Annotated in this window: 14 protein-coding genes, 1 tRNA gene and 1 pseudogene; 6 read left to right on the top strand and 10 right to left on the bottom strand. The window is 42.3% G+C overall.

Annotated features, from left to right (window positions below):
- Positions 1 to 43: 43 nt before the first annotated feature.
- Positions 44 to 310 carry a cory-CC-star protein gene (locus I6E61_RS03575; protein WP_194196816.1) on the bottom strand — a complete coding sequence of 89 codons (267 nt, stop codon included), beginning with the start codon at positions 308 to 310 and terminating at the stop codon, positions 44 to 46.
- 218 nt (positions 311 to 528) lie between these two features.
- Complete coding sequence (locus tag I6E61_RS03570; protein ID WP_197129930.1) at positions 529 to 2220, bottom strand: carbon starvation protein A; 1692 nt, start codon at positions 2218 to 2220, stop codon at positions 529 to 531.
- A 316-nt stretch (positions 2221 to 2536) separates the two neighbouring features.
- Between I6E61_RS03570 and I6E61_RS03565 the strand changes: the two genes are divergently transcribed.
- Positions 2537 to 3205: a hypothetical protein gene (locus I6E61_RS03565; protein WP_197129928.1), complete on the top strand. Its 669-nt coding sequence runs from the start codon at positions 2537 to 2539 to the stop codon at positions 3203 to 3205.
- Between the two features lie 102 nt (positions 3206 to 3307).
- Positions 3308 to 3871: a hypoxanthine-guanine phosphoribosyltransferase gene (locus I6E61_RS03560; protein ID WP_194196491.1), complete on the top strand. Its 564-nt coding sequence runs from the start codon at positions 3308 to 3310 to the stop codon at positions 3869 to 3871.
- 114 nt (positions 3872 to 3985) lie between these two features.
- Here I6E61_RS03560 and recD read toward each other — a convergent pair whose 3' ends face one another.
- The 3 genes from recD to I6E61_RS03545 all read right to left on the bottom strand — a co-directional run bounded on the left by recD (position 3986) and on the right by I6E61_RS03545 (position 15359).
- On the bottom strand, positions 3986 to 6181 hold the full coding sequence (gene recD / locus I6E61_RS03555) for an exodeoxyribonuclease V subunit alpha (protein ID WP_197129925.1): 2196 nt from the start codon (positions 6179 to 6181) through the stop codon (positions 3986 to 3988).
- Positions 6182 to 6255: 74 nt separating this feature from the next.
- A complete protein-coding gene (locus I6E61_RS03550; protein WP_197129922.1) occupies positions 6256 to 10776 on the bottom strand; it encodes an exodeoxyribonuclease V subunit beta in 4521 nt (1506 codons plus the stop codon).
- 68 nt (positions 10777 to 10844) lie between these two features.
- A complete protein-coding gene (locus tag I6E61_RS03545; protein WP_197129919.1) occupies positions 10845 to 15359 on the bottom strand; it encodes an exodeoxyribonuclease V subunit gamma in 4515 nt (1504 codons plus the stop codon).
- A gap of 504 nt (positions 15360 to 15863) precedes the next feature.
- On the opposite strand from I6E61_RS03545, the gene I6E61_RS03540 reads away from it, so the two are divergent.
- From I6E61_RS03540 to I6E61_RS03530, 3 genes are all read left to right on the top strand, one after another.
- A complete protein-coding gene (locus I6E61_RS03540) occupies positions 15864 to 16391 on the top strand; it encodes a hypothetical protein (protein WP_197129879.1) in 528 nt (175 codons plus the stop codon).
- A gap of 72 nt (positions 16392 to 16463) precedes the next feature.
- Positions 16464 to 17273: a hypothetical protein gene (locus I6E61_RS03535; protein ID WP_197129876.1), complete on the top strand. Its 810-nt coding sequence runs from the start codon at positions 16464 to 16466 to the stop codon at positions 17271 to 17273.
- Positions 17274 to 17346: 73 nt separating this feature from the next.
- Positions 17347 to 17422 (top strand) — tRNA-Arg (locus I6E61_RS03530).
- 326 nt (positions 17423 to 17748) lie between these two features.
- Here the strand turns inward: I6E61_RS03530 and I6E61_RS03525 are convergent.
- Positions 17749 to 19536, bottom strand: a complete 1788-nt coding sequence (locus I6E61_RS03525) for an aspartate:alanine exchanger family transporter (RefSeq protein ID WP_197129873.1) — start codon at positions 19534 to 19536, stop codon at positions 17749 to 17751.
- Between the two features lie 9 nt (positions 19537 to 19545).
- Entirely contained in the window at positions 19546 to 20925 is a 1380-nt protein-coding gene (locus I6E61_RS03520) for a glutamate decarboxylase (RefSeq protein WP_197129870.1), read from the bottom strand.
- Between the two features lie 606 nt (positions 20926 to 21531).
- On the opposite strand from I6E61_RS03520, the gene I6E61_RS03515 reads away from it, so the two are divergent.
- A complete protein-coding gene (locus I6E61_RS03515) occupies positions 21532 to 22311 on the top strand; it encodes an amino acid permease (RefSeq protein WP_227685657.1) in 780 nt (259 codons plus the stop codon).
- A gap of 22 nt (positions 22312 to 22333) precedes the next feature.
- Here the strand turns inward: I6E61_RS03515 and I6E61_RS03510 are convergent, their stop codons facing one another.
- The 3 genes and pseudogenes from I6E61_RS03510 to I6E61_RS03500 all read right to left on the bottom strand — a co-directional run.
- Positions 22334 to 24964, bottom strand: coding sequence for a copper-translocating P-type ATPase (locus I6E61_RS03510; protein WP_197129863.1), 2631 nt, complete (start codon positions 24962 to 24964; stop codon positions 22334 to 22336).
- A 115-nt stretch (positions 24965 to 25079) separates the two neighbouring features.
- Positions 25080 to 25259 carry a hypothetical protein gene (locus tag I6E61_RS03505; RefSeq protein ID WP_194196465.1) on the bottom strand — a complete coding sequence of 60 codons (180 nt, stop codon included), beginning with the start codon at positions 25257 to 25259 and terminating at the stop codon, positions 25080 to 25082.
- Positions 25260 to 25388: 129 nt separating this feature from the next.
- A pseudogene (locus I6E61_RS03500) lies at positions 25389 to 25535 on the bottom strand (DUF305 domain-containing protein); the annotation flags it as partial.
- Positions 25536 to 25671 lie beyond the last annotated feature (136 nt).

The following is a 25671-nucleotide window of genomic DNA, read 5'->3' as shown; positions in this document are numbered from 1 at the left end:
GCTGCCTTGTACCCATTTTAGAGTTCTTTGACTATAGCTGCTATTAGCAACATCCAACGTGGTCAAAGGGACATCTATCCATGCCCATTCTAGTATGCCATTCGTGGAAATTTTCTAAAAATAAAGGCTGCAACTCTAGCGTATAAAAGCTGGCAGGATTATCAATACCTAAACTCTCAGCAAACATGAGTAGCATAAAAAAATCTTCTTCATCACGTGCTGCACGTGCCATCGTCTGACGGTATGGTGCATGATAAAACTCATTTAGCCCAGCAGTAAACCGTTTCCACCATGGCTGAATATCTGGCATATCGTTCGATATGGTATCGCTTGGTTTAGCATTATTTGACATATTGGTATCGTCCATAACTTTTCATCTCCTACGTCTTGTTATCTATCATGCCTATTTGATACAAAAAACGCCAGCAATGGCTGCTAGCGTTTTTTATTTTTTACAATATATGTACTGGCCTATTAATTAAATACTCGATGGCACTTAAATGATTGACACTTATTAGGTATCAGATATTAGGCATCATCTTCGATTTTGCCTTTACCTTTATGTAACGACCATTCTTTGCGCAATACAGATAGACTCTCAAACGTGACTAGAATAGTCGCTATCAAAATGATGATGTCCATAATGATAAGCAGCCAATTTCCATCCGTGAAAAAAGTTTTAAGCTGAATCAATAGTGCGAATACGGTCATGACCAATAGGAACGACAACGGCGCTAAGGTAAACCAGACAGGTTTGCCTTTACGTAACAAGATAACCGTTACGATCATTAAGGTTAAGGCAGCCATTAACTGATTGGTTGTACCAAATAGTGGCCAGATAACCATACCACCAGCACCATCAATACCACCAGCACCAAATGCTAATAATAGACAAGTTCCGACTGCGAGCAATGTTGCGACAATACTTTTACTAAGTACAGGCAATTTATAAATCTCACCAAATTCTTGGAAGATATAACGTTGCAGACGTACACCAGTATCCATCGTAGTACCTGCAAACAATGCAGCCATTACCGTAAGCATGGTCTGTGATAGCACCATATCAATACCAACACCAGCATTCAAGATGGTTGCACCACCATCAATAAAGGCACCAATCGAACCGTCGCCGAATTTTTGGTAAACTGCTTCCCAATCACCAAGCGTAGCAAAACCTGCGGTTGCGGCCAAAACGGCACCCAGTGCGAGCATACCTTCACCCAATGCACCGAAGTAACCAACGAAACGGACGTCTCCTTCTTTATCAATCTGCTTAGAAGTCGTACCTGTCGCGACCAAACCATGGAACCCTGAAATAGCACCACAAGCAATCGTGACAAACAACAACGGCATCAGTGAAGGTGTGTCCATTGGTAATGATGTATTAATAGCTGGCGCGACAATATCAGGCGTCGCGATAAAAATCGCAGCGTATAATAAAATCAAACCGACAAATAACTGTAAACCATTAATATAATCACGTGGTTGTAATAGCATCCATACAGGCAATAGCGAAGCAACCGCTGCATAGGCAAATAAAATAAGAATCCATACTGCATTATCAGGCAACCCGAAAATAGTCTCAGGCAATACAATAGGGAACATAGGGCCAAGATAGATAAGTCCGTATAACGCACTTACTCCGATAATTGATACCCAAACCAAATTCATATTGTAGCGATAAATACACTGGCCAATTATAAAGGCAACGACTAAAGCGCCCCAAACTGGCAAGACAGCAGATGGAGTCTTGATCATCATGTTAGCGATAGCAACGCCAAATACAGCATTGACCATCAGCAATAACAAGAAGATGACGATCATCATCAGACTGCGCACACGGGTACCCATAACGGTACCAGCGATAGAACCAATTGACTGGCCTCTATTACGCATACTTGCCCAAATAGCCGACATATCATGTACGCCCGCCATAAAAATTGTGCCGAACACAATCCAAATGATGGCAGGCAACCAACCCCATATTACAGCGATAGCAGGACCAATAATCGGTGCTGCCCCTGCGACTGAGGTAAAATGATGTCCCCACAATACATATTTATTGGTGGGGACATAATCTATACCATCTTTCATAGTATGAGCTGGCGTGGGACGACTGTCGTCCAGTGCTAGAATTTTTGTAGCGATAAACTTTGAATAAAACACGTAACCGCAGAGCATGGCGGCGACGCCAAATAGTAGTACAATAGCACTATTCATCTTATCTCTCCCTAGACAAGTGGCAGATAGCCTTATGAGTTCAAGCTTTTTAAATCAAAATATTTAAAATATGATAAATTAGTGTGCCGCGAGCGGCCCACCCCGTTGTAGCAGAATAATAGCGATATTTTAATATGATTACTAGCTAAAAAACCTAGACTATACAATTATCAAAAGTCACTAAATGAGATGTATTGTGATAAATTTTAAGTAAATACTCGGTACAGGTTTAAACAAGTGTCCTGTAAAAACAGCACTTATTTAACGATAAATATAACATTAGCCAATCATCAAAACAGCGAATAAAGGAAGCATCATGGCGCACTATTTTGGGTTCATACCTTCAGATAAACTAAAAGCTATAATCGTTGACGCTGAACAAGTAATTGCGTCCAATGAGGCCGTAGACTACTATCCTTATCGTGATGCACTCACCCATCAAACGGCACGTGATTTGATCGACAATCTATTGGTCGGGCTGGTTGAGATTACACCAAACCCTGAACGCAAAGCCTCTATGCAGAAGATAGTTGTTACCGTTGAAAAAACGGCAGACACACTGCTTAATATCTTACTCGGTAAAGAGAATAACGAAGAAGTACTCCCTAGCTTTCATTTTTTGAGAGATAGAGCAACTTTTATTGATAATGATGGGATAACACGAGTAGGTTTTAAGTTATCTGAGGTAGATGGCCAAATTATTAATAAAGGTTTTTCTGCCATCACCCCTGATCATGTAGATGTAAAAGCGTTTAAAACAGCACTTGAAACAATGAATAACCAAACATTGACGCATTTCATTAGTAACTATGCTGAAACTTTAAAGTTGGGGATGATTAAACGCAAATCAGTACCAGTCGCTAAAGCTGCCATTGATAAAGGTATGAGTATGGCACTGAATAAGCTATTGCCTGACCTACCTGATAGCTCATTAAATCGTTTAGCGAACTACTATCGCCCTTTTATCGTAGAAAAACCAGAATAAGACCTAGTATTAGATTAAATTTGCCCCAAAAGTCATATGCTATTGGGAAATTTCACTAAAATTTGCTAAAATAAGCGGCACTTTTTACCGAAGGCGCATCCGATGACCCAAATCAGTAACCAAGAAATCGAAAAAACATTACGCAACTCAGAGTGCCTTATCAGCAGTATCGAAGTTGCTGCTGCTTACGAACGTCTTGCTGCTCAACTTAACCTGCATTATGCTGGTCTAAACCCAATCGTCATGGTCGTTATGAATGGCGGACTTATCCCAGCGGGCCAGTTATTGACTCACCTAACCTTCTACCATCGCATGCATTATATCCATGCGACACGTTATCGCGATAACGAAGGTACCAATGAGTTAGATTGGAAATACAAACCTGATGTTAGCATCGAGGGTGAGCACGTATTACTGATTGATGATATTTTTGACGAAGGTATTACCTTAAAAACAGTCGTCGAAGAATTAAGCAAAGAAAAGCCTTTATCACTGGAATCATGTGTTTTGCTCAACAAAGAACACGATCGTAAAGTAGAAGGGTTTGACGTTGATTTTGTTGGCATCAATGTCGCTGACCGTTACGTCTATGGCTGTGGTATGGATTTCCACGGCTACTTACGTCACTTACCAGGCATTTACGCTATCAAAGAAGACAAAGTTTAAGCCCTATATTTAAGTATCTGAAAGCATTTAAATCCTAAAAAAGCATCCAATTTGGATGCTTTTTTATTGTGCCATGAGTATTGTGTCATGAATAAAGTCAGTTCACGATAGCGACTAAAACTGTAATGCCAAACCTGTATGGCGCTCAGTTGGTGTTTTGACAGCGCGTTCGAAAGCCGGCTTGGTACTATAAATGGTCACTTGTTTCTTAGCACGAGTCACAGCTGTATAGATAAGCTCCTTACTCAGTAGTCTTGCATGACTATTATCAAAAGTAACGGCCACATGGTCAAACTCAGATCCTTGTGATTTATGAATGGTCATCGCATATGCAGTGGCAATCACCTCTTCATTTAGCAAGTTGACCGCAATCCCTTGTGTTTTATTCTCAAAAAACACTTCTAGTCGGCTTCTATCATCGCTAGTCTGCAAGCAAAAACCAATATCACCATTAAACAAGCCCAGTTCATAATTGTTTTGTAGAATCATAACAGGTCTACCATGGAACCATGTATTTTGACCTAATGGTAGCTTTAGCTCAGCAAGATGCCACTGAGTGAGATAATTATTAATATAATGATCACCCCATTCGCCATTATGGCCAGCACTTAAGACTCTAAATCGGTTAAATATTGCCATTAATAGCGCTATAGTATTTTTTACTGATTCTGGCATGGATTTTTCTATTGGATTTTTTAGTAAATTTTGAACCTTATTCACGTATGGATGGTAATTTTTGCTGATTTTTATTAATAAATTTTTATTGCTTAGGCTATTTTCTTTTTTATCATTTAATATAGACTCCGTTTGCAGCGTATTGACATATTGAAAGCTCAACGCTTCATCTTGTCTTAACAACTTCCAAATGGCTTGTGTATCTACCTCTACTTTATTAATTTGAGAGGCAAGCTTTCCTATTCCCGACTCTGCGCTAAATCGCCGGCTTTCGGTTAGTTCTGCATGAATGGCTTGTAGTCGTGAAATACGACAGAGATCAGCCAGTACAGCCCCTGCATCTACCGCTGCTAACTGATTCGCATCGCCTAATAGTATCAGCCTTGCACCCGGTTTTACCGCACTCACAAGATAATTGGCCAACTCTACCCCAAGCATGGATGCTTCATCAACGATGATGATATCTTCCCCTAGTGGGTTATCAGCATTGTAACGCGGCCTGCCTGTCCGCCCAATACCTAACAAGCGATGAATGGTTTTTGCTTCTTGCAACTGTAGCTCAACATTCGCCGCGTCTAGAGCCGCCTGCAGAGACTCCTGCATTCTCTGAGCAGCCTTACCGGTCGGTGCTGCCAATGCCAGACTGGCACTGTCCGTACTGAATCTAATGTTCTCAAGATCATCGCCCCTACTCTCTGTCGCCTGTTGCAACGCAATGACTAACTGAGCGACTGTATATGTTTTACCTGTGCCTGGGCCACCAGTAATAATACTAAACGCATTATTATTAGCGACATTGATCGCCTTTACTTGGTGTTCATGAAGGTTTTCAGGCATTGCTATCTGTAAAGGGCTTACTTGCTGATTTAAGATATTGCTGATATTTTTTGCTAAATTAAACTCTGCTTGCCAAGCACGGTGCAACCAAAAGGTGATCGATATTTTTGTCTCGTTACCTGTTTCGATTTCCTGTATCTGGTATATAATAGGTTTTTTTTTGCTTAGGCTATTTTTAATATTACTATTATCTATATTGACGTCAGAAAATAACTCATGCTCGTGAATTGACTGAAGGAAAGTCGTTAAGTCCGTATTTTTCAGGCGCTGATATAACATAACTATCGTATCAAACCGTTTGACCATCATTTCTCTTTCATGGTTGCTAAGTGCTAGCTGCGTCCATAACTGAGCTCGTTTACTAAACAAAGCATCTAATGCGCCAAATAATGGTGACTCAATTGAAGGGTCGTCTTCTGATGGCGTGTGTATTTGAGCGTCCATCAATGCGAGTATTGGCGTTGCCATCATCTCTAGCAAGTTTTGCTGCCACGCATATAGTGCGATCAACTCACCATTGATTTGACCGTGTAGCAGCGTGTCATGCTCAGCTGCCTCAATGGTCAATACGGTATGACCCTCATCCAAATGAGTGGCCAACATAACGAATAGAGCCGTAAATAAGCCGTTATCCTCTGTCTTACCGATATGCTTACTCTCAGCCTCTACCTTTATATCTGTCACGTTATACGCTACATGCGTTTGCTGACGACGTAGCAAAATATAATCACTGAGATTACTGGCCCAACTCTCTTGTAAGCTAATGGCTGACTTGCTCTTGTTGTTATTATTACTCATCGTGTGCTTGTCTCTTTTTGATCTGATTAAATGTTATAACAATTTTTGCCCATCTAATTGTCATATAAAGTTTATTAATCTGGCGTGCCAAATAGTGCGTCTAAACCTTTAACAAAGTCGATGGGAATATCCCAAGTGACCAATCCATAGCAGCCATGTTTCTCTGAGTTGTTACTGCTAGGTTTATTATTATCTTGAGAGGTAGTGTCAACGATTTTAGCATTTGGATCATACACGCCGCGTAAAAACACATACTCTACAGCGCCTAGGTACTTATCTTCGTTACCCGTATAATCACTGATTCTCATCGCAAGGAACCGATGTAAAGCCACTTGATAAATCGCTGCTTGTAGCCAATACCCCGCCTTAGACATTGCTTGTTTGAGCGTATTCTCATTATAATCGCTTAGGCTGTTTCCTAAAAAGTTGCTTTTATAATCGACCACATAATACTTGCCAGCATGCTCATACACTAAGTCAATCTCACCACGCAGATAACGATATAGATGTGCTTTATTTTGCGGAACTAGAGTGACATGCTTATCTATTTCATCAGGTAAATACTGTTGAAAAAGCCTACTGATATCCTGGGCTTTGAAGTTCTCTGACAACCCCATATTGAACTCTAACTCAGCAAATCGCTTACCTTTATCAAGAGAAATCAAGGATTGATTAGAAGATAATAGCGGCGCATGTAACACTTCTTCAATCCAATTGATTAATGCCTCATGCTTCGCTGTATCTATTGACTCAAGATCAAACCCATCGCTATTTCTTTGTTTCTTGACTTGTGATCTGCGGCTCTGTTGTTCAGCACTGCTATATATAAGCGGCAACTGATAGCTACTAATCGCTCTATCAATAACCTGAGGCCACTGGGCTTTATTAGTGAAATCAATTTGTTCAAATATCTCATGCAAAAACGTACCAGCATTGGCACCTTTTACGAAGGTAAAGCGGATATCATCTTCTAACTTGAGGCTTAGTTCACTGTCTTGTTCGAGAGAATCTTTGCTATTCAGTGAAGAGAGGTCTGAAACAGAAGACTCTGTCATATCAATGTCTATCGCATCGTCAATACGCTCATCCACTATCGCCATTGCTTGTGTAGATTCATCTAGCTGACGTGCCAAAGCGGTAAAGCTGGTCTTAGCCCAACCATAGAAATAATTGGTTTTCATTACCTCAGCAAATGGCGCGTACTCAATAGCCTCTGTTGTAGGATTATGAGCATTTGACTTGATAGCAGCCATCTGAACATTGTCATTTATACCTGCTGAGTTGGCATCATTGTTTACGTAATTATTGTCATAGAACTCATTAATCTTATGCCCTCTGAGCATGCCTACAATGCCTTTGAGCCTATCAGGTAGCTCGAACTTTGCTTCTGGCGATTCAAACCAATAAAACACTGGCTTTAACTCAAACCCTGTCTTGTTACTCGGATCTCGCAGCACCACATAAAGCTGCTCACTGGCCCGAGTAAATGCCACATAACCAAGCCGTCTTATCTCATCAAAACCTTCTTGTGTTTCGATATCAGTATAATAATCCTCGACAGTAGCAGAGCCTTGCAGTGGTGAGAAGCGGCGCTGATTTCCCGTCGATTGACTATCTGGCGACTGCTGCACTAACGTTGAGGGCGCTTGTTGCGCGTTGTATAAATACAGCCCATAGTCTTCTTTGTTGCCAGACTTCCTACTGGCATCACCCATTCCCAATACATAGACAATAGGGAACTCAAGCCCCTTTGACTTATGAATGGTCATTAGCTGCACACCAGACTCTGTCGGTAGCGGATATTGCTTAGCCCAATCACTATTAGGCGCTGCATCTATATGCTGCCTGAACCAAGCTAGTAGCTCATATTCACCCATGCCTAGACCATACTGCGCCAAAATATCCATCACATGACGCAAGTCCATAATATGACGGTCACCTTCTGGATGTGCAGCTAGGGCCTGCCAAACGCCTTGCGGCTGCACAGAGCTTTTATCTAATAAATAATGTAGCGCTGATAATATGCCAAAGTGCTGCCAACGCTGTGCACCTTCTTTTAAATAGGTAATAAAATCTTGATAGCTCTTTTTATTATCAGTAGCTTCATTGGCTGGGAGGTCTTTCGAATTAGAGTTTTGTGAATGGAAGCTTGTTGTACTGCTGCCCTCAGTAATGCCTGACTCATGGTCCGTCATCATGGCTTTGATGTTTTTAATACTCAGTCCATATAGATGACTGGTCAACACCCGATTAATCATGTCATGACGATACGGGTATAGCATGGCACTTAGTAGCGCCGCCACATCTTCTGCCATAATAGTCTCAAAGATGCTGACATCACTGGTAGTCAAGGTCGGCACATTAAGTTTTACCAGCTCATCTTCGACCCTTTTCAGATCTTTTTTGGCACGTGCCAGCACCCCAATATCACTGGGCTGTATCGGCTTACCTTTAAGTGTCTGACCACTATTAAGCAAAGTGGCTATATGGCGAGCTGTTATTTCATGCTCATCGTAATCAAACTCTTTGTCCTTGTCATAAGGCAGGTGCAACAAGCTCACTGGCTGAGCAGAAAGCACTTCTGTCACCAATACGTTATCCAGCCTATCTGACTCATTAAACCAAGACAGCCCATATTCCGGTTTTGCTGCTTTGATATGTTGGTAGTGAATCCCAGTACCCAGTTGCGACAGCTTATTCTCAGCAGTTGTGGCATCAGCCATGCCAAACCAGCAGTTCAATGCGTTAATCACACCGGCATTCGAACGGCGATTGATATCAAGCGTCCAAAGAGCACTTTTATCAAATTGGGCTTTCATATAGTTATAGTTGGACACATCGCCACCACGAAACCCATAAATAGCCTGTTTCGGATCACCAACCAATAACAGAAACTCATGATTTGCTTTCTTAGTGGTTGCCTGCTTATCACTGTCCGACTGTTTACGCTTATTCTTTGGCAAATAGATGCTTTCAATCATAATGGCTTGTTCGCCATTGATATCTTGCGACTCGTCAATCAATGCCACAGGATAGTGATGACGAATATAACGCGCCAGCTTGTCCCCTTGGCGACCAGTTAATGCTTGGTTTAAGCGTACCATCTGCAGGCTAAAAGTCGTCTCACCACGCTCTTCTAAAATAACTGGCAGTCTATTACGCACAGCCAGCACAATATGACGGTTAAGATCGGCCAATACCAACAAAATATGCTGGTTTAAACTATCAAGCATGTCTAAGATAGCCATCAACTTACCAATGGTCTCTAACTCAAAAAGCGTCTGATGCTCTTTTTCTTTATTCTTATTGAAGTTCTTAATTTTGCCATCTTCATCGGGATATCTAGAATCCTGCAATGATGTCAGAATCTTATTCTCGCTCTCATTCAAATAGCTATTAAATGTCAGATGATACTGCGATATCTTTTGATGCACCTCGATAATGGCATCAAACTGTTTAAATAAGTTAGAACGTCCATTGAAACCTTGAGACTTTCTATAGTCAGGATTTAAGTAAGGCTGGATATCTGCTAAATCTAACTGAGAAAACTCGTTGATTAGCTTTTCATAGGCATCAAAGTCAAAGCTTTTCTCAAGTCTTATCTCATCAATCGGCGCAGAGATAAAATTAAGCGAGCGCGTTACATATTTTTTATGATCGCCCACTGCAGAAAGCTTGCCTTGCTGATCCATTAGCGCATAGAGTTTAGGCTGCTCATAGTATAAGCGGCTCTGAAACTGACGCAGCTCATCATGGATAATACTGTCAGTCACCTGCTCAATACTGCTGTCTTCAATAATCCCCATACCCTGCTGGTGACCAGTCTCGCTGCTGTACTCCGTCAGCCATTTTTGCGCCAAGCTATCGAGCGTACCTACAAATAGCTTATCTAGGGTGGTTAGTACCAATGCAGTACGCCTGATAGCTTCGGCCATTGGGTAACTGTACACGTGATCTAGCAAATAGCCGACGAGATGCAAGTTGATAGGATCTTGCATGATGCCATCTAAGCGCACATATTTGGCCTGATTAACCAACCAATCTTCGCGGTCTTTTTTTGCTTGTTTACGTTGCTCAGCCGCCACTTCCTTATCAGTAGCAAGGTCTTGATTTAACTCGTCAATATCGGTTTCAACGTTTGCGTCTACGTCTGAATTATTGCCTGCTTTTGTATCTTTATTACCCTCAGGCATGACCTGTAGTATATTGGGATAGAGATTCTCTTTATTGCCAGTATCAGCACTTAGGCTATTGACCCATTGTAATAACTGATAGAAATCCACCAAACGATCATGGATACGCTGACGCATTTCGGCAGCGGCAGCTCGAGTAAAGGTCGTGGCAATGACCTGCTCTGGCGCACGTCGCGCTTCGATCAGTAGGCGTAGTACAATACCGGTCAACGTCCAAGTTTTGCCCGTACCCGCTGAGGCTTCAATCAGGTGTTTACCTGTCAGATCAACATCAACTGCCGGTATAACATCATTTTTACGTTCAGGCACAGCAGATAAAGTCAGCTCATCTGAATATTCATCAAATAAATTCGGTTGTGTAGACAAGTCAATGGTACTGGTTGGGTCGGTAAAGTCTGTCATATAGGCGCATACTTTTAATTATTATTTATTAGAGCAAGAGAACAAAAAGAAAGATTCTAAATAACTGGCTAACTATCTAAGTTAGTTAACGCATTAAACATCGGCTCATACAGTGGCTGCGCTAATGTAGTCAGAGCTGCTGATAGCGCTTTGAATGAATCTTGATCACGCAGTACGTATTGCCAAATGGCATGCTGCGAACAAGTATCATATACCGTGTCTGAATTGTAGTTAGGTCTTAACCAGTCCGAGAAGTCGGCACGTTTTGGCCAGTAGCTGTTGCCGTCACCTTCTTCAGGCTTTAGATACTTATCAAGGTAATTAAGTGCATATTCTGGCAGTAATGTAATAGGCACTTGACCCGTTAACTTGCCAAAAAACGCCCATTTTATCAACTCAATCACAGCGTCTTCATAGATAATTGGGCTTAGTTTAAATGCGATTACATCTTTATAGTTACCAACTTGTGAGCTGGCCTTATTGAAGCGCCAAATACTTACGCCATCATTTAATGCCACTTGCTCGGCAGTGGTACGTCTAGCCACTTGCCAATACAAATGTGACAACCAAAACTTGAGCAAATGCCTAGGGCTAGCAGAATTGGGCAGTATATTTAACCATTGCTTGGGGGATTGCTGAGCATAAGGTACACCCGCCTGAATAACTGATATTGGTGCTAATATTGGTACTGAGCCTTTAATCTTAATGGATTTTGGCAACAGCTTAAGCAGTGTTTTTATACCCTCTATATTCGTCTGATTGCTTGAATCATTATCCATCTTACTCAATATACTTTTTAGCTCTACCTGAACAGGATGCTCGGCGGTTGGCGTCAATAGGTGTAAGACTGTAGCGCCATCTGCTCCACTCTCGTTGAGAATACTGCTCTCATCAAAGCCATTAGCAATTAACTGCTCTTTAAATTCCAAGCATTGTTGTTGCAGTTTCTTTTGTTGATTGGGTAACGTGGTTTGGCGAGCGACACCAGCGGGCATAATTTTTTGATACATTAGGATTGGAGTGGTGGTCTCAGCCACTGCATTACTATCGTTTTTCTTATTCTCATCAGTAACCAACTGTTTAATCAAATGATCTTTTATTTTATAGGTGGTTAAACTGTTTAGAAATAGCGGCTCTTGCTGCGACAGCGCTTCTTCACCTTGTACCACATGTACCTTTTGAGACCGTAAGAACGCTTTGGCAGGATGGCGCACTTGGTAAGCCAACACTCCTTCAATATCAATCTCTCCAATGTTAAATACGCTATCAGATAACACTTGGATGAGCGCCTCTGTCATGTTATTGACATCGTTAGCATCAACAGCTGTATCTAGCGCCAATAGTTCGACCAATGCAGACAAGGTTTGATTGTCTACTTTACCTAGTTGTCCCAAGCCTTGACCCAGCACCTGAGCGATTGACTCATACTGTGCTTTTGTAGGTAAGCCGACCAGTTGCATAGGCTCACTAGATACTCGCCCCTTCAATGTGTCAAACACCGCTTGCCAAAGCGGCGCAGGCGGAAACTGTTTTTTCTGAGCCAGTTTGGTTTTGCGCATGGCTGTATTTAATAAAGTATCCAGCTCATCAATCATATCGACAGGGCTAGCATCCTGAGCATTGATATTAATATTGGCATTAACGTTGGCATTAGCATCAATATCAGAAGACGCTTGCTCAAAAACATCAGCGCCTTCCATTTCTGTCTCAAACAGACTCTCATGAAAAGGCAATGCAGGATGCTCAGTCACTAGCCACTGCTTAATCAGTTTAGGCAAATAGCGCTTGAGACTCTCGGTGGTGGGATCAATATTCTCAGGTAATGTCTCCAGAGAGTTCACCTGCCATTGCACCTCGCCTTGCAAGAACTGTAATAGCTCACTCACTGGGTTGGCTGGCAGATGCTCGTGGGTGTCCGTCAAGCTTTGACCGTTATAGAACATCCAGCAAGCACTGCGCGCACACAATAGCGCATCTAAAAATGCGCCGTTGTCATCATCTTCACTGACTCTGTCACCGCGGCGTGCATTGGTCGCTTTCATCAAATCATAGCGGTTATCACGGTCACGCCCCGGAAACTCAGAGAGATCCATATTGAGCATAACCACCAACTCAAACGGCACATTTCTTAATGCACCAAACCGACCAAAGGTAATTACCCCAGTTGGCTCAGCACTGACCTGCTGACTCTCTAGCTCCGCTTCGATACTGTCTAGCATAAAGCTCAGCTTGAGCGGCAATTGTTCCACACCTGCCAGCCTCTGCTCCACTTCTCTGTTGTCGATATCACCACTAGCGTACTGTCTATAGTGACGATTGGCCCGTAAGCTAGATTTAAAACCATTCATCGCGTTGTAAATGGCGCGCATGGTACGCGTTTGGTCCACATCGCCAAAGTAGCGATGGATAACTTGTGTCTCAATCTGATCGAGCCAGTCTTCCGCTTTCATTTTTTGTGTATGGTCATCACGACGTGCGACCAAGCCAGTGTAAATACGGCAAAGCGCTTCAACAATCAGCGCATCATTTAGGCTCACTTGTGGTAGCGGTAATGTCATTTCTGGCAACGCAGTGCTTGGCCATTCATCCTCATCTAAAGGATACAAGCAGTCGCTCAACTCAGCCTCTGGCATGACCAGACCTAAGGTCAATCTGTCTAATGCTTGCGCAAAGCTAAAGCGATAGTCGTAATCATTACTGTCCAACGTTTGCTTAAGATGCAGCTCGTCAAAACCGCGAATAAAGCCCGCCTCTACCAACAAGTCACAACCACGGCTCATTTGCTCATGAGTCAGTCCAAAGCTTTCAAATAAAGGCGGTAACATGAGCCAGTCTAAGACTTCAGCAGCTTCAAAACGGGCACTATGACTACCCAATAGTTTGTAAAAACCAATAATGGCTTCCCATAACTGGCGAATATCTGCATCGACAACACCAGTTACCTTGGCAGGCAAGGTCAAACCATCCTGACCTTTACCATTGACGAAAATAGAGCCAATCAGTGCATGATGACGTTCAACATCGGGTAGCAGTACAACAATGTCAGATATATGGCGTTTCTTTTCACCAAGTTTGATAGGTTCATTTAGCCAATGACCAATCATGATACGCAACACTTCAAGCTGGCGCTGCAAACTATGACACGAATGAATGCTTAGGCTATTATCTTGAGAAGATATTGCCCAAAAACGGTCTATCTCAAAGCGCTTATTCTCTAACGCTTCATCTTCATACCAAGCCGTTGCTGGCTTTTCTTCATCAAAGCTCGACTCTAGTTGCTTGCTCACTGCTTGCGAGACTGTAGCAGCCGTTGCTTGCTGGGTCGATTGCTCATCAAGCATCAGCACATCGTTCTGTAAACGCTTTAACAAACTTGGACTATTCTGAGCGCTACTAGCATCATCGATATACTCAGCAGCAAACTCACCATTAAAATCAATGCTCAGCGTATCATCGAAATTATCTTGCCATTCAACCAGTGCATCGTCGTACTGCTCATTGCCCGACAAGTTGGCAAGCATGGCAAAAGCATCACGCGACTGCTTACCCAAGCGCGACAGCAAGCTGTGGCCGTAATCACGCAAAAACACGCTTTCGGGATTAATAATCTGCTGGCGTTGTAACCATGACTTATCAACGATATCTGCCCAAAACAGCTTTGATGGATTGTAATGTAATAGCGTGATATTCATGTATTGCGATAAGCGCTGTAGAAAGTCGAGCTCGGTCTGTGGCAGTTGCTGGATGGTAAAAATACGTAGTATGGTTGGCAACTGGTCACGCTCATTTGCCTTGTTATTTTTTAAGGCCGACCAGAACGCACGCTCAAGTGCCACACGGTGTAGATGAACATCAGCGAATAAATTCGACCACAAGAATCTTTGGGCAACTTCCAACTCAACATAATGCTCGACCAACCACTCAGGCGTGCCACGCGCATATTTATCAAAGCGCAGTGACAATGCATCTTTATCTGCTATCAACTCACCTACGTTCAACGGCTCGTTGTTCGACCATAATGCTAGCCAATCTTCACGATGGGTCAAATAGCGGTTAAACACCCTCGCCAAATCGCTAGCCAGCTGCCAAATACGGGCATCTTGTTGCGCCTTATCCTGTCGCACATTATCTTTTAGCACGTTATCTTGCTGAGCACCTGCCTGCGGTTCATCAATCAAAGACGCCAGTAATGGATGAACCGGATGTTTTTCATCTGCAACAATCGACTCTTGATAGTAAGTCAAATATCCAAACAATCGCCATTGCATCACCGTTGGCGACAACACCGCCACTTCAGGCACATTCAGAGTTTGCGCTTCAGGGTTTTGCGTTAGTAAATATGCATTATGGCGAGTTAGCACATCTTGCATCAATGTCCATTGATACTGACCCCAAAACTTAGTCCGCACCAATGTACTAATACCGGCGCGACTGGCAATGGTTTTATCCAACCAGTCACCTAATACCATTGAGGGCACAATGACAATAAAAGGCTCAAAAACAGGCTGATCCTTGGACTGATATTGTACAAGCAATTGATCAACAAGGTTTTCGGTGCGGTGCGATTGGATAATGGTAAACATAGACACTAATCTGATTGGAGGTATGGAAGCGCAAAACGGACGAATCTTGCTTAGAGGTCTTGAGATATCTATCGTTTTAGCAAAAATTTAGATAAAATAAACTTGTTATAATAACCATGTAAATATGTCATTCTTAGATTTGAAAAACTATCTAGGTATATAAACCGAAAGTAAGGATATACTGAACGACACTGGTTAATCTATATTTTGCAGTCGTGGTCAGCATTTATTTCTGCTAATATTGCGGTTTTATATACTATAAAGATAACGACAGCTATCGTTGGTTATTGACTCACAAAAATGATGAAAATACGCTGATGATTAGTGTGCCATTGATAGCCATGGTTTACTAGTATATATGCTAGCATTATAACGGTTCGCGACATCTAATGTCGTTTTCAGTCGAATGGTAATAATCAAAAAATACTATCGTCGTTTCTGTCAAAATAAATGTTCTAGTTTATCGACCCTCACCCTTTTTTATCAACGGGATAACGAAATATTATGCCCTTGCGCCCTATTGATGCCATTTTTGTTCACCCTAAACGACGTTTGTACGTCGTTTACTATCGCGGTGAACTGTGGCAACTGCCACGTATGAAAATTGATGATAGATCATGGCAAAACAGGCAACCTTACACTGATGATAGTAAATCGCTCTATCTTAGTATTCATCAAGCCATTAGCGACCCTATACTGGCACAAAAGCTTCGCACATTAAACTTACCAGTCACTGTGCGCGGGAGCACGTTACCACGCTTTGAAGCATGGTGGGAAGCACATGGCTTTAAATGGCTGACAGACAAACTTGTCTCAGGTGAGTCACCTTTAGCTGCGCATCAAACAACACCTGCAAGAACAACAGACAATCCATCTGTTTCGTCTTCAAACTCCCCTCCTGTATCATCAAACACAGAGAATAAAACGAGTAGTGATGATAACGAGCAAAAAACAGCACTACCTTTAGAAACAGATATTTTCGCAGATATGCTTGCAGATTTAGCGGATGAGGTATTGCACCAAAAGATCTAAAATATATTATAAATCCATCACAACTTTTTATGTAAACCCAACGTAAAACAATTAAAAAAAGAGCAGTTATATATGAAAGACTACAAACTGCTGCTAGCTGGGCTAATTTTACTATTACTCGTCATCTTCATTGCCATCTTTGCTTGGTTATATACCAGTAACCGCAAAAATACAGACCCTTTACCAATCATGGCAAACAAAAATGAATCAACGGCGACTAATACACAAGATGATGCAAACTCACTAAATGATAGTGCTGTATATTTGCAAGCTGCAAAGAGTCTACAGATACCTCTAGACGATATCATTGCTAGATTCGAGTCTCGATATCCTCACATACAGGTAGTGGCAAACTACGTCCCTGCAAGCGACATACTAACTTTAGTAGATAACGATACTAGCAAGCAGTCAAAATTTATATTTGATGTCGATATGATTATCGCTAATGATAGGTTATCTACAGAAAGGCTCGCACCATTGCAAGCAGAGCTTGAAGCTACTCAAGATAAAATCAAGCAAAGTAAAGCCCCTATCAACAATGCAGATGAGCCCAGTAAATACGGTCTGTTTAGTGATGAAGAGGAGGAAAATGCTGAGGGTAATATCAATATAGAAGCACGCACTCTGAATTCTTTTAGCTATGCGTTAAAAGATGAGCAAACGCTTGAAGGGGTCATTTTGACAGATAATACGGCTGCTATTACGTTCCGCAACTTTTTGCTCTCAAGCACAGGACAAGATATCTTAAAAGAATACGATTATTATAATATTGAAGGCTATAAAAACAGCGTCAATGATCTATTTAATCCAACATCACGTACACAACAAGTATCAGAAACTGGATCAACCAATGTCGCTGATGCCCTTAGCAATGGTGAATGAGCACAAATTGTCTTTATTTATATTTTGTTGATTGCTTTTATGGTTGGTTTTTTCTACAATGTCATTCCATAATGCGCCTATAGCTCAACAGGATAGAGCAGTTGCCTCCTAAGCGATCGATCCGAGTTCGAGTCTTGGTGGGCGCACCAATAAATATTATCAGAAGTAATAAAAAAACCTCATAGCCTATACGCTGTGGGGTTTTTTTATTACTTAATATGTCAAAATTATAACTTACGATACCTTTGCATAAAAGCATTTCAAAGGTATTCTAGCAGGTATCTGAACATACTTTTAAACAGGATACTGAACCGTTAATTTCAACGCTCATTCTTTAGGGTATTGATGCTCCGACAATGCCGGAACGGTTCAGTATAAGAGTTATAGCTTTCTCAGGCCCTTATTATTCTTAGGTAAGCTTGTCAATATTGGAATTTTGAAATAATCATCATCTACTAATTTCAGTCCTAAAAACTCAAGATAAAATCATCGAAATATAACCACCAATCAAGGCCAAAACGGTTGTAAGCGCATAACTGACGGGATAAGGTATAGCGGCAACTGAACTTTTTGACTCTTCCATAATTGCATTTAATCCAGGTGTACTATTTCTAGCGCCAGTTGCGGCACCATCAGCAATAATTGAGTTAAGTTTAAAAAATTTCACCCCTATCCAGAAAGCAACGAGCGGTGGTATTAACGCACCTGCTATTCCGATTACTGCTAACCATAATAGAGTATCGCCATGTAAAGCTGTAATGACCTTAGGCCCAACGTTAGCGGCTAAAACCGCCACAAAAACGTTTAAACCAAAATCTTGCAAAAAGCTTCTGGCGCCTTCATGTATTGGACCACCAAACTCAGGGTTACGACTGCGAAAATAACTAACGGCAATCCCGGCAAGAATACACCCTGCTGAAGTTCCTAGTGCAAATGGAATACCTACAATTCGGACTGTTATAATACCGACTAAATATCCGATAACCATCGCAACTGCGAGATAAATTATTTCAGACTTCATGGTTGGTAATATTACTCGTCCTCCCAAGTGCTTCCCTGCCACTGTTAAGGCCACATCTGGACCTGCTAATCTAATCACATCGCCGAAATAAATCTGTGTTTTAGGACCTAGTGGGATTTCATTACCTGCTCTAAATAAAGCTTGAACAGTAACGCCTCCTATTCCAGACTCGCTGAGGTCATGAATTTTTTGACCTGAGATATCATGAGAGCCGATGTGAATATCTGCAACTTCTATAGGGACATTGCGGGCCAATTGATCATCAGCTTCAGGACCAATGAGTTCATTGTCTACAAAGATTAAATCGTGAATATTGGCTCTAACAGTAACGATATCGTTCAGTTGAACGATAGGATCATCTGATAACTCTATAATCGCGCCATTTCTAACCAAACGTAAGATAGGCGCTTGCGGATATTCTTTGACTAACGCTGAGATACTTTTGCCAAGAATATTTTTGTGAGTCACATAAAAGGCGCGTAAATCATACGGTGAAAAACCCAGCGTTAATGCCTGAGGTGCTCCAGGTAAAGGATCTGTAGCACCGCCATTATAATTAACTTCAGCGATTTTAGCCTCTTCAGCAGAGTTGTAACCAAAAATCTTAGGTAAATAGCGAATGAGTAAAATAATACCAACAGTAGATAAGACATAGCTAACGGCATAGGCAGCGGCCATATTGGCACCAACTTCTTCCGCTGTTATTCCTGACGGTGGTATATAGGCACCGCTCGATAAAGCGCCTTGCCCCACTCCCAGTATAGCCGTTATGGTATAGCTACCAGAGATAAGTCCTGTTGCATATCCAGGTGCCAAACCTGCAAATTTTGCCCCAAAAAAGCAGATAACCCAGTTTAGTGACCAAACAATGACGCCGATACTAATGAACGCCAAACCACCTTTTTTTAATCCGGAAAAAAACTGAGGTCCAACTTTAAGTCCTAAAGCATACATAAATAGGAGCAGCATAAAGGTTGAAAGAACCCCCGGTATGGCATAGGTAATACCATAAACAGATTGTGCAATCATCGAGAGCACAACCCCTACAAGCAAAGTACCCGCTGTTGACCCTAAAGAGATTTTCTTGATGCTACGATTACCAATATAAGTACCTAAAGCTAAGGATAATAAAATAAATACTATGGGCTGATTATCCAGAAGCTGAAAAAATCCATGTAAGCCTGAAGCAGTAACAGGCTCTATCTTATCGAATATCTGACCGACTACAGTAGGATTGCTCATAATGCTCTTCTATGTGTGATGAAAGGTACGAGTAGAGCTAGAATGTGAAACTGGATGCGCTTTATAGTATTTAACAGCGGCTTTGATATCATGTAATAATAACGCTGCCATATCTCGACTGATACCATGACGAATTAAGATGCGTTGAATAACCGTATCCTGACGATCATGTGGTAGCGGATAAGAGGCTATTTGCCAACCATGTTGACGAACCTTGTCAGATAAATCATAGAGATTGAAACCCCACTCTCCTTCTTTTAAGGTGTAACTAAGGGCGGGCAGTCCACCTCGTCCATCATAAAACATCTCAAATGGTCCTAACTTTGAGATTTCATCTGCCAACCATTGAGCGGTATCCACACAAGCTTGTTGAACACCTCTATAACCTTCAAAGCCTAATCGTAAAAAATTATAGTATTGCGCGACAATTTGACCACCTGGTCGAGAAAAGTTAAGCGCAAAGGTTGCCATGTTTCCACCTAGATAATCTACATAGAATATCAAATCTTCTGGCAAGTCTTCTTCTGAGCGCCAAACTACCCAGCCGACACCTAGTGGTGCCAAACCGTATTTATGACCACTCGCATTGATAGACTTCACTCTATCGATACGAAAATCCCACTCAAGTTCAGGTTGAATGAAGGGCGCTATAAATCCACCCGAAGCGGCATCTACATGAATAGGTATGTCCCATCCTTTTTCGCTTTGAATATCATCTAGCTCTTTTGCCATCGCAGCGACGTCTTCATACACACAAGTGTAAGTCACACCTAAGGTAGGAATGACACCAATGGTATTTTCATCAACATAGTCTTTTATTTTTTCGGGATTGGTACCAACCTCATTACCTTCAAGTGGAATTTGGCGAAGTTCAACATCAAAATACCGCGCAAATTTATGCCAACAAATCTGTACCGGCCCAACGACCAAATTAGGCTTTGAAGTATCTAATCCTGCTGATTCACGTTTTTGACGCCAGCGCCATTTCATGGCTAATCCACCAAGCATACAGGCTTCTGATGAGCCCGTAGTTGAGCAACCAAGAGTCGTATGAGCTTGTGGACTATTCCATAGATCCGCTAAGATATGAACACAACGCGCTTCCATTTCAGCAGTCTGTGGATATTCATCCTTATCAATCATATTTTTATCGACACATAAGTCCATGATGTCATGAACCTCATCTTCCATCCATGTTGTACAAAATGTAGCCAGATTCTGCTTGGCATTGCCATCGAGAAGCAGCTCATCTTTTATAAACTGAGCAACAACTTCTGGCTGGGTACTGTTTTGAGGCAATTGAAATTTATTGAGTAGCGTATTACTCATTGGGTCTTCGTAAACGTCTTCGCTAATAGGATCTATCCGATTTCGGTTGTGTAAAGGCATAATCTAACGTTCCTATATATGATTGAAAAATCATTGTGTGTGTCGACCTATAAACAGTAGATACCTTTGCAAGCTTGGAATATGTTGCCTTATTGTTAAGAAAAATTTATATAACAGTTATATTATTATTAAATAAGGTAATTTATATATTAAATAAGTATTTAAATTATCTAATTAAATTAAGGGTTATATGGCAGCTTACTCTCCTATCACCTTAATAAGTGAGTATAACCTCTCATAAGCTGTCTAAATTTATGATGCCTTCGCAGTGACATTCTCTACCCACCCTCCTCCTAGTGACTTATAAAGGTTCAGTAGCATTTGCTCGCTTTACAGACTGCTGATAAGACTTGTTCAGCAATTTTTGTTGCTGCGCGAGCGCCTGATGTGCTTGATAAGTATTATCCACCTCACTAAGCGAGAGCAGTAGCCTTCGATCATATTGCAGTAGCGCCGTTTACAAACGAGCGTCTGCGCTGTCAATATTGGCCTTAACCCGACCGTTTGTAAAAATGGGAACCTATATACCCACACTCAATATACTGCCCCAACCTTTCAAATCTGGCACATCACTATCAACGTCAAAAAGTTGCAACCATTGGCTTAATGGCTTTTGTGGTCATGAATATTACTACAATCGTAAGCTTACGTGGTCTTCCAGCTATGGCAGAATACGGGCTTACCTCGATTTTTTATTATGTGTTTGCGGCGCTTGTTTTTCTTGTTCCTGTAGCGCTGGTGGCAGCTGAGCTGGCATCAGCATACCCACAGCAAGGCGGCGTTTTTCGATGGGTTGGAGAGGCATTCGGACCACGATGGGGGTTCGCTGCGATCTATTATCAATGGCAGGCGATTGTCATTTATTTTCCGACGGTGCTTGTGTTTGCAGCGGCAGCTCTTGCTTATATTTGGTGGCCGCAAAGCTTTGATCAAGCACTTGCTGAAAATAAGGTTTACACAATCGTTGTTTTACTTGTAGTGTATTGGGCGGTCACCTTTATTTCTTTTCGCGGAATTGGTGCATCATCGCGACTCAGTTTTTTTGGTGGCATGCTCGGTACCATTATTCCAGGTGCAGTCTTAATCTTGCTCGCTATAGTATATGTTGCGACTGGTAATCCGGTCCAGCTGGACATGCAAACCAGTTTCCTGCCAGATTTTAGTCACCTTAAAAACATGGTTTCAGCTGCAAGTGTCTTCCTATTTTTTGCTGGAATGGAGATGCAAGCTGTGCATGTCAAAGAGCTAAAAAACCCTTCACGGGACTATCCACTTTCAGTGCTGATTGCAACGATTGCCGTGGTAGCACTATTTATCGCAGGAACGCTCGCAGTTGGAACTGTTGTCAAAACAGCTGATATCTCACTGAATGTAAGCATGATTTAAAAACTGCTTTACCGTACCAAAACTACAGTTTCAAGCGACCCAATCGCAGCGCATTGCCAATGACAGATACTGAAGACAGACTCATCGCAGCGGCCGCTATCATTGGACTGAGCAACAGCCCAAAGAATGGATACAGAACGCCTGCCGCAAGCGGTATACCAAACGCATTGTAGATAAACGCAAAAAACAGATTTTGTCTGATATTTCGCATCGTAGAATGACTCAGTTTATGGGCTCTGACAATTCCCATCAGATCACCCTTCACTAGCGTGATGCCAGCACTCTCCATAGCCACATCTGTCCCTGTGCCCATGGCAATGCCAACGTTAGCCTGTGCAAGAGCGGGAGCATCGTTAATACCGTCACCCGCCATAGCCACGACCTTACCGCTATTTTGTAGCTCTTTGATAATACGGTTTTTGTCTTCTGGAGAGACGTCAGCATGTACCTCATCAATATTTAACTGACTGGCAACGGCTCTAGCGGTTATTTCGTTGTCACCTGTTAGCATGACCACCTTTAGTCCAGCCTGATGCAGTAAAGATATCGCTTCGCTGGTACTCGGCTTGATCGGATCAGCGACTGATATTAAACCAGCAGCTTGGCCGTTTACTGCTACAAACATTACCGTTTCGCCGTCTTTTCTGCGCTTATCAGCACGTTCTGAAAGCGTACTGTCAAAGCTATCAAGACGTTGCATAAATTTTGAGTTGCCTACAGCGACTTGCTTACCATTGACCAGTGCCTGCGCGCCTTCGCCAGTGGTTGAGCTGAAATCACTTGCTTTAGCAATATCAAGAGATTTTTCTTGCGCAGCTTTAACGATAGCTTCTGCCAAAGGATGCTCGCTGGCAGTCTCTACCGCAGCGACAAGTATAAGCAGTTCATTTTCATCTAAGCCACCAAGTGCTTCGATAGCAGTGAGCTCTGGTTTGCCTGCGGTTAATGTTCCCGTTTTATCGACAACGATGGTATCGACTTTTTCCATGCTCTCTAACGCTTCAGCGTTTTTGATAAGCACGCCATTCTGAGCACCCTTACCAGTACCGACCATAATCGACATAGGCGTGGCGAGTCCTAAAGCACAAGGGCAAGCGATGATTAACACTGCAATAGCGTTGACCAGTGCAAAGGCCATGGCAGGCGCAGGTCCGAAGATAACCCAGACGATAAAAGTTATGATAGAGCAGATAAGGACAATTGGCACAAACCATCCAGCCACTTTATCCACCAGTTTCTGTATTGGTGCGCGACTGCGCTGGGCTTCAGCAACCATTTTGACGATCTTGGACAATACCGTGTCATCACCCACGTCAACCGCTTCAACCAGTAAAGTACCAGTGCCGTTTACCGTGCCGCCAGTAACCGTATCGCCTTTTACTTTGGAAACTGGAATAGGTTCCCCCGTTACCATAGACTCATCGATACTGCTGCTGCCTTCAAGCACAATACCATCTACAGGGAGTTTCTCTCCTGGCTTAACCCGTAATTTGTCGCCACTGATAACTTCGTCAAGGGAGACTTCTGTCTCAACGCCTTGCTCATCTACCCGCCTTGCATTTGGTGGTGCCAACTCAAGAAGAGCACGAATTGCGCCAGAAGTTTGGCTTCGAGCTTTAAGCTCTAGAACCTGACCTAGTAGTACTAACGTCGTGACAACTGCTGCTGCTTCATAATAAACACCGACTCGACCGGATGTATCCCTAAAACTGTCTGGGAAAATGCCCGGAATAAAGGTTGCTATCAGACTGAAACCAAACGCTGTACCTACACCTATCGCAATTAGGGTAAACATATTTAGGTTGCGACTTTTTATGGATTGCCAACCTCGCACGAAGAAAGGTGCTGCTCCCCATAACACCACTGGTACCGCAAGCGCCAACTGAATCCACTGCGCAATCTGCCCAGCGATATCGCCCTGACCGCCTTGAATGAAGCTGTCCAGATTTATACCTACCATATCGCTCATTGCATACAAAAACAAAGGGACGGTCAGCACGGTACAAATCCAAAAACGCCGAGTCATGTCATCGAGCTCTGAGGTATCCTCTTCACCAATAGCAACAGTCTCTGATTCAAGTGCCATGCCACATATGGGACAACCACTATTCTCAATATCTCTGACTTCGGGATGCATAGGACAGGTATAAACGGTTCCGCTGTAACCCTCTGGCACCTTATCGTACTTGCCACCTTTTATAGAGTTTACCTTAGTACGGTCAGTATCCTTTCCATGACGGTGTGCATGACTGTCTTCATTATCATTTGAATCAGTAACCTCGCCCTCAGGTTTGAGAAACATACCGCATATTGGGCAATCGCTTTTTTTAACATCTCTCACTTCGGGATGCATAGGGCAGGTATAAACGGTACCGCTATAATTTTCCGGTACTTTGTCGTACTTACTTTTTTTAGTAGGATGGGCCTCGGTATTTGACGGACTATGACAGCTTGTATGGTCATCTTTCATTGCTACCATCTCGGCAACAGTGTCTTCAGGTTTAAGAGACATTTTGCATATGGGACAGCCGCTATCTGTAACGTCTCTCACCTCTGGATGCATCGGACAGGTATAAACGGTTCCGCTGTAACCCTCTGGCACTTTGTCGTATTTACCGCTTTTGATATGCGCTTGCTTGGCCACATGTTTCATAAAAACTACTCCTTGAAGAGCATAAGTAAAGATTCTGATTCAGTCATATCAACCGCTGATAGCCGTTGTCTCTACTCTTACTTTATACGCTTAATAACTTAGCTAAGAATAAGACTCAATCTGGTTTACGCAGGTGTTTGAGTAGCGACATAATAATTAATATCAATATGACCAAAAACAGCAGGGCAAATACTAAACAGAGAACCATCATCCCCCAGCTCATCTCGTGCATCATCGATCCATTCATGATGCTATCCATAGGCCCGTTCATCATACCGTGCATCATAATAATCATGATGAGTACTCCTTGCTTGTTATTTCCTTAGTATAAGTAATGATATAGTACTGGCGTGTGAACATATACCTTTCAATAGGCTACTTACTTAATGCTACCTAATACAGAGTGCTCAGAATTTGTGACTGTTTATTCCAACTCATCAATTAACTGCTTCATTTCATCAATTTCACGCTTTTGCGCTTTTATAATATCGTCAGCAAGCTGCTGTACACGCGGATCTTCAATATCAGCACGACTACTGGTGAGAATAGCAATCGAGTGATGCGGTATCATCGTCATAGAGCTCGTACTAATCTCCGAAGATTCAGATTTTTTCAGTATTCCCTTCTCTATTAAATCTTGTAGTGACCAACCCTCCCTCACCACCGTAGAAAACGGTCTTAACCATAGTCTATTTTTCGCCTTTAAG

The sequence above is a fragment of the Psychrobacter sp. NZS113 genome (assembly GCF_015864825.1).
In the GTDB taxonomy this organism is placed as follows: domain Bacteria; phylum Pseudomonadota; class Gammaproteobacteria; order Pseudomonadales; family Moraxellaceae; genus Psychrobacter.
This window is presented reverse-complemented; position numbering and strand designations above follow the sequence as displayed.